The 16,645-nt window shown below is 70.2% G+C and carries 9 protein-coding genes; all 9 read right to left on the bottom strand.

Features of this window, described 5'->3' with window-relative positions:
* Positions 1–7 precede the first annotated feature (7 nt).
* Positions 8–1,249 carry a cell division protein FtsZ gene (gene ftsZ, locus U8525_RS13595; RefSeq protein ID WP_374265558.1) on the bottom strand — a complete coding sequence of 414 codons (1,242 nt, stop codon included), beginning with the start codon at positions 1,247–1,249 and terminating at the stop codon, positions 8–10.
* A 340-nt stretch (positions 1,250–1,589) separates the two neighbouring features.
* Positions 1,590–8,414 (bottom strand): Ig-like domain-containing protein, encoded by a 6,825-nt coding sequence (locus U8525_RS13590; RefSeq protein ID WP_374265556.1) that lies wholly within the window; start codon positions 8,412–8,414, stop codon positions 1,590–1,592.
* A gap of 338 nt (positions 8,415–8,752) precedes the next feature.
* The gene (ftsA, locus tag U8525_RS13585) at positions 8,753–9,988 is read right to left on the bottom strand and encodes a cell division protein FtsA (protein ID WP_014398878.1); all 1,236 of its coding nucleotides are present in this window, start codon (positions 9,986–9,988) and stop codon (positions 8,753–8,755) included.
* 41 nt (positions 9,989–10,029) lie between these two features.
* On the bottom strand, positions 10,030–10,887 hold the full coding sequence (locus tag U8525_RS13580; protein ID WP_374265553.1) for a cell division protein FtsQ/DivIB: 858 nt from the start codon (positions 10,885–10,887) through the stop codon (positions 10,030–10,032).
* Positions 10,888–11,023: 136 nt separating this feature from the next.
* Positions 11,024–11,980, bottom strand: a complete 957-nt coding sequence (locus tag U8525_RS13575; protein ID WP_374265551.1) for a D-alanine--D-alanine ligase — start codon at positions 11,978–11,980, stop codon at positions 11,024–11,026.
* Positions 11,977–12,909 (bottom strand): UDP-N-acetylmuramate dehydrogenase, encoded by a 933-nt coding sequence (gene murB, locus U8525_RS13570; RefSeq protein WP_374265549.1) that lies wholly within the window; start codon positions 12,907–12,909, stop codon positions 11,977–11,979. The genes U8525_RS13575 and murB overlap by 4 nt, the downstream gene beginning before the upstream one ends.
* A gap of 3 nt (positions 12,910–12,912) precedes the next feature.
* Positions 12,913–14,337 (bottom strand): UDP-N-acetylmuramate--L-alanine ligase, encoded by a 1,425-nt coding sequence (murC, locus tag U8525_RS13565; RefSeq protein ID WP_374265547.1) that lies wholly within the window; start codon positions 14,335–14,337, stop codon positions 12,913–12,915.
* Positions 14,334–15,485, bottom strand: a complete 1,152-nt coding sequence (murG, locus tag U8525_RS13560; RefSeq protein ID WP_374265545.1) for an undecaprenyldiphospho-muramoylpentapeptide beta-N-acetylglucosaminyltransferase — start codon at positions 15,483–15,485, stop codon at positions 14,334–14,336. Before murG ends, murC begins: the two co-directional genes overlap by 4 nt.
* Positions 15,482–16,645: a putative lipid II flippase FtsW gene (gene ftsW, locus U8525_RS13555; RefSeq protein WP_374265543.1), complete on the bottom strand. Its 1,164-nt coding sequence runs from the start codon at positions 16,643–16,645 to the stop codon at positions 15,482–15,484. Before ftsW ends, murG begins: the two co-directional genes overlap by 4 nt.

Here is a 16,645-nt window from a genome sequence, read left to right as displayed (position 1 = left end):
ACGCTGTTTACGGCAGCTCCGTCTGGCCCTGGCGGCGCAGGAACGTGGGGATGTCGAACTGATCCTCGTCCAGGGGCAGCGCCGCGTCCTTCACCACCGACGTGCGCGCGCTCTGCATGCCGGCCTTGGGCGCCTCCACGGTGGACATCGTCGGACGGGGCGTGCCCTTCGCGGGCACCAGGCTGGCCACCTCCTCGCGCGGCGAGGTCAGCACGGACGGCGGCGGCGCCGCCGGCGGGCGGCCCACCACGGACACCGGCACCACCTGCGAGATGGAGCGCGCCTTGGGCGCGTCCCGGTGCACGAAGCCCGTGGCGATGATGGTGATCTTCACCTCGTCCTGGATCTGCTCGTCGATGAGCGACCCGAAGATGATCTCCGCCTCGCCGTCCGCCGCGTCGTGCACCAGCGTCAGCGCCTCGTTGACCTCCTGCAGGGTCATGTCGCGGCCGCCGGTGATGTTGATGAGCAGGCCCGTGGCCCCGTCGATGGAGACGTCCTCCAGCAGCGGGCTGGAGATGGCCTGCTGCATGGCGGTGATGGCGCGGCGGTCGCCACAGGCGTGGCCCGTGCCCATGAGCGCCAGGCCCTTGTCGCTCATGATGGTCTTCACATCCGCGAAGTCCACGTTGATGTAGCCGTGGTACTGGATGAGGTCGCTGATGCCCTGCACGGCGTTGAGCAGGACCTCGTCGGCGCGCTTGAAGGTCTCCAGCAGCGGCATGGGCTCATTGGAGAGCGACAGCAGGCGCTGGTTGGGGATGGTGATGAGCGTGTCCACCGCGGCCTTGAGCTCCACGATGCCCTGCTCGGCCTGCTTGCGGCGCTTGTTGCCCTCGAAGAGGAAGGGCTTGGTGACGACGCCCACCGTGAGGCAGCCCAGGCTCTTGGCGATGTCCGCGATGATGGGCGCGGCGCCCGTGCCGGTGCCACCGCCCATGCCCGCGGTCACGAAGACCATGTCCGCGCCTTCCAGCACGGCGGCGATCTGATCGCGCGACTCCAGGGCGGCCTCGCGGCCCATCTCCGGGTTGGCGCCAGCGCCCAGGCCCTTGGTGAGCGCCTGGCCCAGCTGGAGCCGGGTGGGCGCCTTGCTCGCGGCGAGCGCCTGGACATCGGTGTTGGCGGCGATGAAGTCGACGCGGTCCAGCTTCGACAGAATCATCGTGTTGACCGCGTTGCAGCCCGCCCCGCCCGCGCCCACGACACGAATCTTCGCGGCCTGCTTGTTCTGCTCGAACTGGTCCATGTCGTCCTCGTGGCGGAAGCACCGCGGCGCCGTCCGCGGAAACACCCACCCTCGACAATCATCAGGAAGTCGGGCGCTTTGGCAAGTATTCCGCTACCAGCCTGTAGCGCCCTGCTGCGCGCCCGAGTCCTGACGCCCACTTACGCGAATGGCATCAGCGGCCATGCGGACCTCCGCCGGATGTAAACACCCTCTTGACTCGCGTCCGGTGACTCGCCGTGACCGGTCACGCGCGCCTCCCGCGCGCGCGTGACGTGACAGGACGGGGCGCGGGTGACGAAAAGGCCCGGCTCCCTCGGGGGGAACCGGGCCTTGCGGGTCTCATGCCCTGGAGCGGCCGCTACGGGGCGGGCTGCTCCACCTCCACCTTGCCCATCCGCGTGATGTTGAACTCCACGCGGCGGTTGTTTTCACGGCCCGCGGCCGTCTTGTTGGTGTCCACGGGCTTCGTCTCGCCGAAGCCCTCGGACTCCAGGCGCTCGCCCGCGATGCCCTCGTTGATGAGGAACGTGCGGACGCTGGCGGCGCGGCGCTTGGACAGGTCCAGGTTGGCGCCGTCGCTGCCCTGGCTGTCCGTGTGGCCCTCGATGCGCAGCAGCTCCACCTGCGGGTTGGCGCGCAGCACGGCGGCCACCTGCTTCAGGATGGGGAACGAGCGCGGCAGGATGACGTCCTTGCTCGTGGCGAAGTAGACCTTCTCCAGGATGAGGATGCGCTCGCCCTCGACGAGCACCTTGACCTTGCCCTTGTCCGGGCAGCCGTCCTCGTCCTCCACGCCGTTGATGGTCTCCGGCTCCAGCGGGCACTTGTCCGCCGTGTCGGGGATGCCGTCCTTGTCGTTGTCCGGATCCGGGCAGCCGTCCTCGTCCTGGAAGCCGTCGAAGTCCTCGGGCGCGTTGGGGCACTTGTCGTCCGGGTCCAGGATGCCGTCGCCGTCCGAGTCCACCGGCGGCGGAGGCGGCGCGGGCTTCGTGTCCGGGCAGCCGTCCTCGTCCTCGAAGCCGTTCACCGTCTCCGGCTCGTTGGGGCACTTGTCGGCCGTGTCCAGGATGCCGTCGCCGTCGTTGTCCGGGTCCGCGCAGCCGTCCTCGTCCTGGAAGCCGTCGAAGTCCTCGGGGCCCTCCGGGCACACGGGCTTCGGAGGCGCCGGGGCGCGCTCCGGGGTGCTGTAGGCCACGGACGCGAGCACGCGGAAGGTCGGCGTGCCGTAGCCGTGGGTGAGGCCCGGGCCCGCGCCCACCTGCGCGGACAGGCCGGTGGGCGCGCGGTACTTCAGGGCCGCGAGCAGCTCCAGCGGACGCTCCTCCGCGTCCTGCTGCTTGAAGCCCAGCGCGCCCGCCAGCGAGGCCTGCACGGCCAGCGGGATGTCGCCCAGCGGAGCCTCCGCGGCCACCCCGTACGCCAGCGCGCTGCCGACGTTCAGGTTGCGCAGCTGCTCCGACTTGCGGATGTCCACGCCCACGTTGGCGAGCACGCGGAAGCGCTTGCCGTACTCCGCCACCACGCGCGGGTTGACGGACACGCCGGAGCCGCCGAGGAAGTCCGACGCGCCGCCCGTGGGCAGCGAGATGGGCAGCACCACGGACACGCCGTAGTCGTCACCGTCCAGGAGCCGCGCCTTCGGGATGAGGCGCAGGTCGCCGATGCCGCCCCCGCTCACGCCGTTGGCGAAGGAGGAGTCCACGGCCGGCGAGTTCTCCGAACCCTGGACGGTGATGGGCAGCACGACGCCGATCTCGAAGCGGTCGAAGAGGCCGACGGCGCCCATCAGGTCGAAGCCCACCTGGCTCTTCACCAGGGAGGTGACGTACGTGTCCGAGCGGGGGTCGAAGAAGTTGAGCGGCTTGTCGGCGTAGTTGACCGACAGCCCCACGTTCCACCCCAGGTGCCGCTGCACCTTCGCGCCGTGCACCGCGAGCACGTCCGCGACGCCCGGGCCCGGCTTGTACTGCTGCACGTCGATGGCCTGCGACACCGCGGAGGCCTGCGCGTGGGCGGTGGAGCCCGCGAACAGCGCGGTGACGAACACGGCCAGCGCCCCACCCGCGCGCGCCAGGAGGCCCCCGGCGCGGCGGAAGCGGCGGCCCACCAGGGGCAGCGCCAGCAGCATCAGCGCGAAGGGCGCCAGCGAACCGGAGCCGCCCGTGCTGCAACCGTGGCCGACGACCAGGTAGTCGTCGTTGGCGTCGAGCGGGTTGGAGCCGCCCTTCACCTCGGTGCCGTCGTCGATGCCGCCCTGGTCGGTGTCCTTCATGTTCGGATCCGTCTCCGAGGCGTCACGGCGGCCGTCGTGGTTGGCGTCCTCCTCGCCGTCCTTCAGGCCGTCGCCGTCCGTGTCCGGGTTCTTCGGGTCCGTCTTCGTCGTCGGATCCGCGTCCGGCTTGAAGTGGGGGGACGTCTTGTCGGTGCCCGCCGGGGCGGTCTCCGCGGTGACGCCCAGCTCCGTGCCGTCGAGGATGCCGTCGTTGTCGCTGTCCGGGTCGAGCGCGTCGATGATGCCGTCGCCGTCCGAGTCGGCCAGGCCGTCGATGCCGTCCGGCACGCCGTCGTCGTCGGAGTCGGAGTCGAACGGATCCGTCCCGTGCTCCAGCTCGGTGGCGTTGTCGATGCCGTCGCCGTCCGCGTCCTTGTCGTCCGCCGGGTTGTTCGGGTCGGACTCCAGCACGTCCACGCGGCCGTTGTGGTTCGCGTCCTCGATGCCGTCGAACACGCCGCCGTGGTCGGTGTCCTGGTCGAGCGGGTTCGTCTTGGTGTTGGGGTCCTGATCCACGACGAACTTGGACGGGTCGGTGTCGTCGCCCTGGGGGTCGGTGAGGCCCAGCTCCAGGCCGTCCGTCAGGCCGTCGCCATCCGTGTCGATGTCGTTCGGGTCCGTCTCCGTCGGATCCACCTTGCCGTCGTGGTTGGCGTCCTCGTTGCCGTCGGTGAGGCCGTCGTCATCCGAGTCGTCGTCCAGCGGGTTCGTCTTGGTCGAGGGGTCCTGGTCCGCCACGAACTTGGACGGGTCGGTGTCGTCGCCCTGGGGCTCGGTGAGGCCCAGCTCCACGCCGTCGGTCAGGCCGTCGCCGTCGGTGTCCGGGTTGTTCGGGTCCGTCTCGTCGGCGTCGACGAGGCCGTCGTGGTTCTTGTCCTCGTTGCCGTCGAGGATGCCGTCATCGTCCGAGTCGCTGTCGAGCGGGTTGGTGTGGCCCACATTGACCTCGACGCCGTCGGGGATGCCGTCGCCGTCGGTGTCCGGGTTGTTCGGGTCGGTGCCCTGGGCGATCTCCTCCTCGTCCGTCAGGCCGTCGTTGTCCGAGTCCACCGGGCCCGCCGCGTTGACGGTGAAGGTGGTGGTCGCGGTCGCGCTGTGGGTGGTGCCATCCGAGGACACCGCCGTGACGGTGTACGTGCCGTCCGCCAGCGGGCCGGGCAGCGCCACGGTCCAGTTGCCGCCGTTGAGGGTGGCGGGGTAGCTCGTGCCCTCGAAGGTGACCGTGACGCTGGTCGCGTTCGCGGCGGTGCCCGTCACCGTCACGGTGGGGTTCGTCACCGTGGAGCCATTGGCCGGCGTGGTGATGGACACCGTCGGCGCGGCGGTGCTCACCGTGAAGGTGGAGGTCGCGGGCGTGCTGGCGTTGCCCGCCGCGTCCACGGCCACCGCCGTCACCGTGTAGTCGCCATTGGCCAGCGGGCCGGGCAGCGCCTGGCTCCAGTTGCCGGAGGCGTCCACCGCGATGGGGCCGTAGTCCGTGCCCTGGAAGGACACGGTCACGCTCGTCGCGCCGGTGGTCGTACCGGTGACCGTCACGTTGGCGCCCACCGTGGAGCCGTTGGCCGGCGTGGTGATGGCCACCGTCGGCGCGGTCTGGTCCACCGTGAAGGAGATGCTGTCAGGCGTGCTCTCGTTGCCCGCGGCGTCCGTGGCCGTCGCGGTCACGGTGTACGTGCCGTCCGCCAGCGGGCCGGGCAGCGGGAAGCTCCAGTTGCCGGAGGGGTCCACGCTGATGGGGCCGTAGTCGTTGCCCTCGAAGGTGAGCGTGACGGAGGTGGCGCCCACGGAGGTGCCGGTGACGGTCACCGTGCTGGAGGCCACCGTCTCACCGTCCAGCGGCGAGGTGATGTCGACCTCCGGCGCCGTCAGGTCCACCGTGAAGGAGGTGTCGTCCGGCGTGCTCGTGTTGCCCGCGGCGTCCGTGGCCGTGGCGGTCACGGTGACGGCGCCTTCCGGCAGGGACACGGGGAGCGTGTAGCTCCAGTTGCCCGAGCCGTCCACGGGGACGGGGCCGTAGTTCGTGCCGTTGTAGGTCAGCGTCACGGACGTCGCGCCCGTGGACGTCCCCGTCACCGTCACGTTGGGGGTGTTGGTCGTCGAGCCGTCCACCGGGGTGCTGATGGCGACGGTCGGCGGGGTCAGGTCCACCGTGAAGGTGGAGGTCGCGGGCGCGCTGTTCGTGCCCGCGCCGTTCACGGACACCGCGGTCACGGTGTACGTGGCCTCGGCCAGGGGGCCGGGCAGCGGGAAGCTCCAGTTGCCGGAAGCATCCACGCTGATGGGGCCGTAGCTGGCGCCATCGAAGGTGAGCGTCACGGAGGTCGCGTTCGTCGTCGTGCCGGTGACCGTCACCGTGTCGGTGTTCACCGAGGTGCCAGTGACCGGCGTGCTGATGGCGACCGTGGGGACGCTCAGGTCCACCGTGAAGGTGGAGGTCGCGGGCGTGCTGGTGTTGCCCGCCGCGTCCGTGGCCGTCGCAGTCACGGTGTTCGGGCCCTCGGGCAGGGTCACGGGCAGCGGGAAGCTCCAGTTGCCGGAAGCGTCCACGCTGATGGGGCCGTAGTTCGTGCCTCCGTAGGTCAGCGTCACGGACGTCGCGCCGGAGGACGTCCCGGTGACGGTCACCGTGCTGGTCCCGATGATGTCGCCGTTGGCCGGGGTGCTGATGGCCACCGTCGGCGCAGTGAGGTCCACGGTGAAGGTGGTTTCATCCGGCGTGCTGGTGTTGCCCGCCGCGTCCGTGGCCGTCGCCGTCACGGTGTACGTGGCCTCGGCCAGGGGACCCGGCAGCGCGTAGCTCCAGTTGCCGGAAGCATCCACGCTGATGGGGCCGTAGCTCGCGCCGTCAAACTCGATCGTCACGAACGACGCGCCCACGGACGTGCCCGTCACCGTCACGTTGGGGGTGTTGAGGGTCGCGCCGTCGTCCGGGCTCTCGATGACCACCGTCGGAGGTATCTGGTCTACCGTGAAGGTGGTGGTCGCGGGCGGGCTGTTCGTGCCCGCGCTGTTCGTGGAAACGGCGGTCACGGTGTGCTCGCCGTCCGGCAGCGGGCCGGGGAGCGCCAAGGTCCAGGTACCGCCGGTCACCGGGATGGGACCGTAGTCGGTGCCCTGGAAGGTCACGGTCACCGTGGTCGCGTTCGTGGCCGTACCGGTCACCGTCACGTTGGGGTTCGTCACCGTGGCGCCGCTGACCGGCGTGGTGATGGTCACCGTCGGCTCCGGAGCAGCGGCCGTCACCTCGAAGGTGTTGGTGTTGCTCTGGGGACTGCTGATGACGTTATCGACCTCGATCACCGCGTACACGGTATGGGAGGCCACGCTCAGCGCGGTCGACGGCGTGAGGGTGAAGTGGCCCGTCGCGTCCGAGGTCGTCGTGCCGATGGACTGGCCATCCACGTAGATCCGAACCGTCTGGTTGGGGCCCGGCGTCGTGCCCGTGATGGCGGGCGTGGTGTTCGTCGTCTCGGAGCCATTGGCCGGAGCGTCGATGGTGGGCGGCAGATTGACGGCGCCCGGGCTGCCAGGGGCGGCACCGTAGGTCTCGCCATCCGGAGCGCTCTCCGTGGGCTGGGTGCCCGCCGCGCCGCCCTCGACCGACGTGAGGCACGACAGCTGACCGCCCAGCAGGAAGATGTTGCCGCCGCCGCCGCCACCGCCCGTACCGTGCGGCGACTCCACGAAGGTGCTGCTACCGCCGCTGCCGCCCTTCGCGGACAGCGTGCCGACGCCGCCACAGGACAGCGCACCCGTGAAGTTCAGGGAGATGGTTCCACCCGCGCCGCCACCACCCGCCGCATCGTTGTCGGACTCGCCCCCGATCGCGCCGTCCGCGGTGATGCTCCCCGTGCCCGCGAGCGCGGCTCCGCGCACGAACACAATCCCGCCCGCATTGCCGCCACCACCGCCCGCGAAGTCGTTGCCGTGGCCAGAGCCACCACCACCGCCAAAGAAGAGGCGCGTCGCGGGGCTGAAGAGCATCGCTCCGCCTCCGAGCCCACCCACCTCACGGCTGCCCGCGGCATCTCCCGTCCACGTCCGCCCGCCAATGCCGCCCGCACCACCGTTACCGCCACCGCCACCGCCAGAGTTGTGGCAGACACCACCGCCACCTGCATTGAGGATGTTGCCTCGCCCCGCGAGGTTCGCGGATTCGCTGTACGCCCCAGGCAGTTTGTAACGGCTCGGAACAAGCCCCTCCCCCTTCATCGCACCCCGAGGGGTTCCCAGATCCAGCTGAGAACAATTGTCGCCGCTGCCGTTGAAGTACTCACCGCCGCGGAAGCCCGCGCCATCCGCGGAGATGGTGCCGTTGTTCGTCACCGTCCCCGTGGCGAGGAAGACCACGATGCCGCCCACGTTGTCGTTGCTGTCCTCGTTGCTCGACCAGGGCCTGGCGATGACCCTGCCGGTCGCCGCGATGTCGACCGTGGTGTATTCGGGCACGCGGATGACCTGGGCGGCCGTCCGGAGGTTGTTCCCCGTAAAGGCAAGCGTGAGGGCGGGAGAGATTTGAAGACGCGTATCGTCCGTGACCTGGGTGACTCGTGCGAACTGCCAGCGCCCGACCGACGTTGACGCCGAGAAGTCGAAGGGTCCCTGAGCCCCCGAGGTCACCGTGCCGGTGAAGTTGGTGGACTGAAACACCATCACCAGGTCGTCCACCTGGAAGTCCGCTGTGTCCTCCACCGTCAAGGTGGTGGCGCTCACGTTCGCATTCGCCGTCAGGCGCGTGTAGCGGTTGACGATCGCAGTCTCACCAGCAGCGACCGTCAGCGGGCCATCCGTGCCGTTGCCCAAACCAAACGTGTCCGGTTCCGCGAAGGCGGGTGGCGCCAACAGCACGGCGCACAGCAGGGCCAACAGGCCCGCGGCCGAGCGGCGAAGTCCCGTGAGGGGCGTCAGCAACCGCGAAGTCTTTTGTGGAGTCATAGGCTCAGAGGCTCACCAGGAACGGCGGAGTCCGTTCCGGGAGACGTGGGCTCCCGTAGCAAGCCGGAAGCCATCCTCTGTCGATTTTACAATCCGTCCAAATCCTGGAACTTGCACCACCGGCTGCCCGTGCGTAGGGCGGCCGTCCGGAAGCCGGATCCGGATTCTGGAATCTGGAACCCATTCCGCGTCCCGGAATGACGCGTCAGCGTCCTCTCTGACGCGTCATTCCCACTGCCGGCCCCAGCCCCTGAAACGCGAAAGGGCCCCCGAAGGGGCCCCTGGCTCAACGCGTCACGGCTCCGGGAGCCGACCTAGAAGATCTCTTCCAGCCACTCGCGCATCCGTCCCTTCACCTTCTTGTAGACGTTGCCGTCCTCGCGGATGCGGAACATGCGGCGGTCCATGTGCTTGGCGCCGTAGACGACCAGGCCCACGCCCGTGGCGTACATGGGGCTCTTCACCACGTCCACCAGGCCGCCGATGCCGCGCGGCATGCCCCGGCGCACCGGCAGGCCCAGCACCTCCTCCGCCAGCTCCGGCATGCCCGCCAGCAGCGTGCTGCCGCCCGTGATGACGATGCCGGACGCGAGCAGGTCCTCGTAGCCGCACTTCTGGATCTCCCGGTGCACCAGCTGGAAGATCTCCTCCACGCGCGGCTCGAGAATCTCGGAGAGGATCTGCCGGCCCAGGACGCGCGGCTGACGGCCGCCCACGCTGGGCACCTCAATCGTCTCGTCCTTGTTGATCATGGACGCGAGCGCGCAGCCGTACTTCTGCTTGATGCGCTCGGCCTCGTGCGCGGGCGTGCGCAGGCCGATGGCGATGTCGCTCGTCAGGTTGTTGCCGCCCAGCGCGATCACCGCCGTGTGGACGATGGAGCCGCCGGAGAAGATGGCGATGTCCGTGGTGCCGCCGCCGATGTCGACGAGGCACACGCCCAGCTCCTTCTCGTCCTCGCTCAGCACCGCCTCGGCGGAGGCCAGCGGCTGGAGCACGATGTCGGAGACGTTCAGGCCCGTGCGGTTGGCGCACTTCACGATGTTCTGCGCGCTGGAGACCGCGCCCGTGACGATGTGCACCTTGGCCTCCAGGCGCACGCCGGCCATGCCCAGGGGCTCCTTGATGCCGCCCTGGTCGTCGATGATGAACTCCTGCGGCAGGACGTGGATGACCTCCCGATCCAACGGGATGGCCACCGCCTTCGCCGCGTCGATGACGCGCGCGATGTCCGCGTCGCGGACCTCCTTGTCCTTCACCGCGACGATGCCCTGGGAGTTGAAGCCCTTGATGTGGCCGCCGGCGATCCCCGTGTACACGTGGGAGATCTCCGCCCCGGCCATCAGCTCGGCCTCCTCCACGGCGCGCCGGATGGACGACACCGTGGCCTCGATGTTGACCACGACGCCCTTGCGCAACCCCTTCGACGGATGCGTCCCGATACCGATGATGTCGATACCGCTATCGGTCAGCTCGCCGACGATGGCGCAGATCTTCGTCGTGCCGATGTCGAGGCCGACGATGATCTCCCCCGACTTCTGCTTCGCCATGACTCCTCCCAGGCTCCCTCACTTTCGTGAAGGAAGCATCCTCACTGCGTCGAGTCCCCGCTCCTCTCGGAGTCGGACCCACTCGAAAGCCTCACCGCCACCCAACCCGGTCGGGCACGGTTATCCAGGCGAATGATCGCCGCCGCAAGCCCCCTTGTGCTGAGCTCGCGTCGAACGCGCGCCAGCCGCTGGAGCTTGACTTCCGTATCGCCAGCACCGAGGCGCACCTCCTGCCCCGTCGCCGTCACCAGCGCAAGCCCGGTGTTCTCCAGGCGCACCTCGGACAGCCGGTCGGATCGCCCCGGCGACAGCCGCGCATAAGCACGGGTTACATCCAGCGCCTCGCGGAACCGCGAGCGCACCGCGTCCGGGTCCCCCACGTACGCGTCGCGCTCCACGCCCGTGACGAGCGGCAGGTCCAGCCCGTCCCCCGGGGTGACGCGCTTGAAGGGCTCACCCTCCTCGTCCAGCACGTAGAGGTCGCCCAGCACCGCCAGCGCCGCGGGCGCGTGCTCCGTCACCTCCACCGACACCCCGCGCGGAAACCGCCGCGTCACCTCCACCGTGCGCACCCACGGGTGCTGCCCCATGGCCCGCGCCAGCGCCGCCGTGTCCAGCGTCCACAGGTTCTGCCCCGCCGTGAGCCCGGACAGCTTCAGCAGCTCCGGCCGCGACGCCCGCTCCAGCCCGGTGAAGGTCACCGACTCCAGCGCGAAGCGCGGCGTCACCACCGCCCACGCGCGCAGCTCCATGGCGCCCCAGATGAGCCCCGCCGTCGCCACCGCCAGCCCCAGCGCCTTCGCCACCGACGGCCCGTGCGAACGGACCGCGCCCTTCACCGCGTCATTGCGCGGTGCGGCATCCAGGCGACGGCGATTCTTGGATTTTCCAAAAGCCATGGGGGTCGGGAGGCGCATGCTGCGGGCGGACTTCGAACCTCGCCAGTTTTTGGCTACAGACACGTCGCTGTAGCGGCATGAAGGGACACGCCGGCCTCATAAGAGACCGGAACTCCAGGAAAGAACGCAGAGCGGCTCAGGCCTTGAGTGAAGCGCCCTGAAGCAGCCGCTCACAGAGGGCCGGGAAGTCGATGCCTCGCCCCGCCGCGATTTTGGGCAGGAGGCTGGAGGCCGTCATTCCGGGCAGCGTGTTGATTTCCAGCAGGAACACGTCGCCGCCCTCCGTGACGATGACGTCCGAGCGCGAGCCGCCGGAGCACCCGAGCGCCTTGTGGGCGGCCAGGGAGACCTCGTTGACGCGGGCGTACAGGTCCGGGGGCAGCGGCGCGGGGAAGAGGTACTGGGTCCCGCTGCCGGCCTTGTACTTGGCGTCGTAGTCGTAGAACTCGCGGGCGGCCTTCACTTCAATGACGCCCAGGGCCTCGTCGTCCAGCACGCCGCCCTGCACCTCCCGGCCCCGGATGAACTGCTCCACCAGGAGCGTGCCCGCGTACTTCGCGGCGTCCTGGATGGCGGCGGTGTAGTCCTCGCGCGTCTTGCAGATGTGCACGCCCACGCTGCTGCCCTCGCGGCTGGGCTTCACCACCACCGGGAAGGGGAACGGCAGCCGGTCCGCCTCCGCGAGCGCCGCCTCCGCCGAGCCGAAGGCGCGGTAGGGCGGCGTGGGGATGCCGCGCGCGACGAAGATCTCCTTGGCGTACACCTTGTCCATGCCCACGGCGGACGCCAGCACGCCGCTGCCGGTGTAGGGGATGAACATGGCCTCCAGCAGGCCCTGGATGCAGCCGTCCTCGCCGAAGCGGCCGTGCAGCGCGAGCCACGCCACGTCCACCTTCTCCGCGATGAGGCGCGCGGGCAGGTCCTTGCCCACGTCGATCTCCACCACGTCGTAGCCCAGGCCCTTCAGCGCCCCCGCCACCGCGGCGCCCGTGCGCAGGGACACCTCGCGCTCGCTGGAGAGGCCGCCAGACAGCACGCCGACGCGCCTGGCCTTCAACTCGGCGGGGGTGAAGCCTCGGGGACCGATGGTCATGGCAGGAAGACTCCGACGGATTTGACTTCGGGGTGCATGACGACGCCGGTGGCCTCCCTCACCCGCTCTTGCATCAGGGTGATGAGGCCCCGCACGTCGCGAGCGGCCGCGCCGCCCAGGTTGACGATCCAGTTCGCGTGCAGGGTGGACACCTGCGCGCGCCCCAGGGTGTGCCCCTTCAGGCCCACGAGTTCAATGAGCCGCCCGGCGTGGTCGCCCGGCGGGTTGGTGAACACGCTGCCGAAGTTGGGCTGACTCAGGGGCTGCGTGCGCTTGCGGTAGCCCAGGTCCGCGTCCATGACCGCCTTGCTGGCCGCGATGTCGCCCTTGGGGAGGTGGAAGCGCACGCGGGTGACGATACCTCCCGCGGGCAGCGTGGCGTGGCGGTAGGTGTGCGGCACCTCCGCTTTCGTCAGCCACCCCACTCCGTCCGCGGTGGCGACCTCCACGGCCTCCACCACGCGGAAGCACTCGCCGTTCTTGGTGCCCGCGTTCATGGTGACGGCGCCGCCCAGGGTGCCGGGAATGCCGGCGAGGAACTCCGCGCCCACCAGGCCCTGCGCGCGCATCACGTTGATGAGCCGGGCGATGGCCGCGCCCGCCCCCAGCGTCACCCGGCCGTCGTCCGCGCCCACGTCCAGCGCCTCCGGGAACAGGTCCGAGGGCAGCTTCACGGTGAGCCCCGGCACGCCGCCGTCGCCCACCAGCGTGTTGGCCCCGCCGCCCAGCACCGTCACCGGCGCGCCCTCGTCGCGGGACAGGCGCAGCAGGGACACCAGCGCGTCCGGCGAGCGCGGCCGCACCAGGGCCTCCGCCGGGCCGCCCACGCGCACGCTGATGAGCGGCGCCAGGGGCTCGCCCGGCTTCACGTCCAGGCCCGGCAGCCGCGCCACGCGCGCCGCGAGCGGTGTCACCTCGCCCGCCACCATGCCCTACCCGCCCTTCGCCGCGCCCATCAGGTTCAGCAGGTCCGGGCCCACCTGGGTGATGTCGCCCGCGCCGAGCGTCAGCACCAGGTCGCCCTCGCGCACGCGCTCGTGGAGCGCCCTGGCCACGTCCGCGCGCTTCTCCACGAACGTCACGTCGCGGTGGCCGTGCGCGCGGATGGCCTCCGCCAGCGCGTCGCCGGTGGCGCCGGGGATCGGCTCCTCGCCCGCCGCGTAGACGCTGGTGACGAAGAGCACGTCCGCGTCGTTGAACGCGGTGGCGAACTCCTTCATCAGGTCGTGCGTGCGCGTGTAGCGGTGCGGCTGGAAGGCGGCCACCACCCGGCGGCCGAAGGCGCGGCGCGCGCCGGACAGCGTGGCCATGACCTCCGTGGGGTGGTGCCCGTAGTCGTCCACCACGGTGACGCCGCCCACCTCGCCGCGCACGGTGAAGCGGCGCTGCACGCCGCCGAACTCCGCCAGCGCGCCGCGCACCGTCTCCAGCGGGATGTCCATCTCCTCCGCGATGGCCACCACCGCCAGCGCGTTGAAGGCGTTGTGCGCGCCCACCATGCGCACGCGGAACTCGCCCAGGTCCTCGTCGCGGCGGAAGGCGCGGAAGGTGGTGGTGAAGCCGTCCAGCGAGATGCCCTCCAGCCGGTAGTCCGCCATGTGCGAGCTGCCGTAGGTGACGAAGCGCTTCTCGATGCGCGGCAGGAGCGCCTGGACGTTGGGGTTGTCCAGGCACAGCACGTTGAGGCCGTAGAACGGGACGCGGTTGCAGAACTCCACGAAGGCGGACTGGAGCGTCTCCAGGTCGCCGTAGTGGTCCATGTGCTCCGGGTCGATGTTCGTCACGACGGCGATGGACGGGTGCAGCTTGAGGAAGCTGCCGTCGGACTCGTCCGCCTCCACCACCATCAGCTCGCTCTTGCCGAGCTTGGCGTTGGAGTCGAGCACGTTCACCTTGCCGCCCACCACCGCCGTGGGGTCCAGGCCCGCCGCGGACAGCACCGTGGCCACCATGGACGTCGTGGTCGTCTTGCCGTGGCTGCCCGCGACGGCGACCGCGTACTTCAGGCGCATCAGCTCCGCGAGCATCTCCGCGCGCGGGATGACGGGGATCTTTCGCTGGCGCGCCGCCAGGACCTCCGGGTTGTCCTTGCGCACCGCGGAGGAGATGACGACCACGTCCGCGTGCACCAGGTTGGACGCGCGGTGACCCTCGTAGAGGGTGGCGCCCAGCTTCGCCAGGCGGCGGGTGATGTCGCTCTCCCGCAGGTCGGAGCCCGACACGCGGTAGCCCAGGTTGAGCAGCACCTCCGCGATGCCGCTCATGCCGATGCCGCCCACGCCCACGAAGTGCACGTGCGCCGCGTGGCGCGTCTTGAAGAGGCTGCCGGGCTTGTTGTTGACGGTCTTGCTGCTCATGCCTTGCTCCCCGGTGCCTTCTTCACGTCCTTCGGTCCTCGGTCCCGGCCGCCCGGGCCCCAGGCCTGGGTGGTGAGGTCCACGCACACGTCCGCCAGCTCCTTCGCCGCGGCGGGGCGGCCCAGGATGCCCGCCTTCTTCGCCATCTGCTTGAGCTTCGCCGGGTCCGTCATCAGGCCGCGCAGCGTCTCCGCCAGCTTCTGCCCGGTGAGCTCCGACTCGCGGAACATCACCGCCGCGCCCGCGTCCACCAGCGCGCGGGCGTTCACCTCCTGGTGGTTGTCCGTCGCGTGCGGGAAGGGCACCAGGATGCTGGGCTTCTTGCACACCGTCAGCTCCGCCAGCGACGTGGCGCCCGCGCGGCAGATGACCAGGTCCGCCTTCGCGTAGGCGGAGGACATGTCGTCGATGAACTCCACCACCTGGGCCACGTCCGAGAAGCCCTTGTCCGCGTAGCCCTTCTTCACATTCTCCAGGTCCAGCTTCCCCGTCTGGTGGACGATGGCGAGCTGGTCCTTCACGTCGCCCAGGGAGTCCAGCGCGTCCAGCACGCGGCTGTTGAGCCCCCGCGCGCCCAGGCTGCCGCCGAAGACGAGGACGGAGAACCGCTCGTGCGCGGCGCTGCTGCGCAGGTAGTTGTCCATCAGCTTCTTGCGGATGGGGTTGCCAATCATCTGCACCTTGGCTTCCGGGAAGTGGTTGCGCGCCTCCTCGAAGGAGGTGAAGACGACCTTCACGATGCGGCCCAGCACCTTGTTGGTGAGCCCGGGCAGCGCGTTCTGCTCCTGGATGGCGGTGGGGATGCCCATCAGCCACGCGGCCAGCACCACCGGGCCGCTCGCGTAGCCGCCCACGCCCACCACCACGTCCGGCTTCTGGCGCGACAGGATGCGGAACGACGCGAGGAAGGCCAGGGGCAGCGCGAGGAGGCCCTTGATGAGCCCCAGCAGCCCCTTGCCCTTGAGCCCCTGCACCTTCACCAGCTCCAGCGGGTAGCCCTCCCTGGGCACCACGCGCGCCTCCAGGCCCTTCTCCGTGCCCACGAACACCACCTCGTTGGCCGGATGGCGCGTGACGACCTCCTCCGCCAGCGCGATGCCCGGGAACAGGTGGCCGCCGGTGCCGCCGCCCGCGATGAGCACCTTCACGCCGTCACCTCCCGCAGGTCCGTGGTGCCGGCGCGCACCGGCCGCGACGCGCCCTGCGTGTTGGCGCTCAGCGACAGGAGCACGCCCGCGGAGCCCATCAGCACCACCAGCGACGTGCCGCCGTAGGACACGAACGGCAGCGTCAGGCCCTTCGTGGGGAGCAGCCCCATGGCCACGCACATGTTCACCGTGGCCTGGAACGCGATGATGGAGCTGATGCCCAGGCCCAGGTACGTGCCGAAGGTCTCCCCCGCCGCCAGGGCCGCGCGGATGCCGCGCCACAGGACGATGGCGTACAGCAACACGAGCAGCCCCACGCCGATGAGCCCCAGCTCCTCCCCGAGGATGGAGAAGATGAAGTCCGTGTGCGCCTCCGGCAGGAAGAACAGCTTCTGCCGGCCGTCCCCCAGCCCCAGGCCGGTGATGCCGCCCGAGCCGATGGACATCAGCGACTCCGCCACCTGGTAGCCCACGTCGTGCCGGTGGGCCCACGGGTCCAGGAACGCGAGGATGCGCTTCATGCGGTAGGGGCTGGTCGCGATGGCGACGAACGCCAGGGGCAGCGCGAGCAGCACCGAGCCCACCAGGTACGACAGCTTCGTCCCCGCCGCGAACAGCAGCACGAAGAGCATGAACACCAGCAGCACGCTGCTGCCGAAGTCCGGCTGGAGCATGCACAGCAGCACCAGGATGCCGCACAGGGCCAGGTGCGGCAGGAAGCCGATGGAGAACGTGGCCACCTTCTCCCGCTTCTTCGCCAGCGAGTAGGACAGGTAGACGAGCCACGCGAACTTGGCGATCTCCGCCGGCTGGAGGCTGAAGCCCGGCAGGCGGATCCACCGGCGCGCGCCGCCCGCCGTGGTGCCGATGCCGGGGATGGCCACCGCGATGAGCAGCACGATGGCGATGAGCAGCAGCGGGTACGCCAGGCGCGCCAGCTTCCGCCAGCCCAGCTTCATGGCCACCGCCATGGCGACGAGGCCCAGGCCCGCCGCGGACAGCTGGCGCTTGAGGAAGTAGAGGCTGTCGCCCAGCTTGTCCTGCGCGAGCACCGCGCTGGCCGAGTACGTCATCACCAGGCCCAGCGCCACCAGCGCCAGCACCGCGCACAGGAGGATGGGATCGAACCGCACGGGGGCGGCCGGAGGAGAGGTCTTCAT

Source organism: Corallococcus sp. RDP092CA (genome assembly GCF_041903675.1).
Lineage (GTDB): Bacteria > Myxococcota > Myxococcia > Myxococcales > Myxococcaceae > Corallococcus.
This window is presented reverse-complemented; position numbering and strand designations above follow the sequence as displayed.

Bases quoted from the DNA above. Each gene is read 5' to 3' on its own strand.
- murB (WP_374265549.1), bottom strand. From the start codon at position 12,909: ATGGTGGCGGGCGAGGTGACACCGCTCGCGGCGCGCGTGGCGCGGCTG.
- murC (WP_374265547.1), bottom strand. From the start codon at position 14,337: ATGAGCAGCAAGACCGTCAACAACAAGCCCGGCAGCCTCTTCAAGACG.
- ftsA (WP_014398878.1), bottom strand. From the start codon at position 9,988: ATGGCGAAGCAGAAGTCGGGGGAGATCATCGTCGGCCTCGACATCGGC.
- U8525_RS13575 (WP_374265551.1), bottom strand. From the start codon at position 11,980: ATGACCATCGGTCCCCGAGGCTTCACCCCCGCCGAGTTGAAGGCCAGG.
- U8525_RS13580 (WP_374265553.1), bottom strand. From the start codon at position 10,887: ATGGCTTTTGGAAAATCCAAGAATCGCCGTCGCCTGGATGCCGCACCG.
- ftsZ (WP_374265558.1), bottom strand. From the start codon at position 1,249: ATGGACCAGTTCGAGCAGAACAAGCAGGCCGCGAAGATTCGTGTCGTG.
- ftsW (WP_374265543.1), bottom strand. From the start codon at position 16,645: ATGAAGACCTCTCCTCCGGCCGCCCCCGTGCGGTTCGATCCCATCCTC.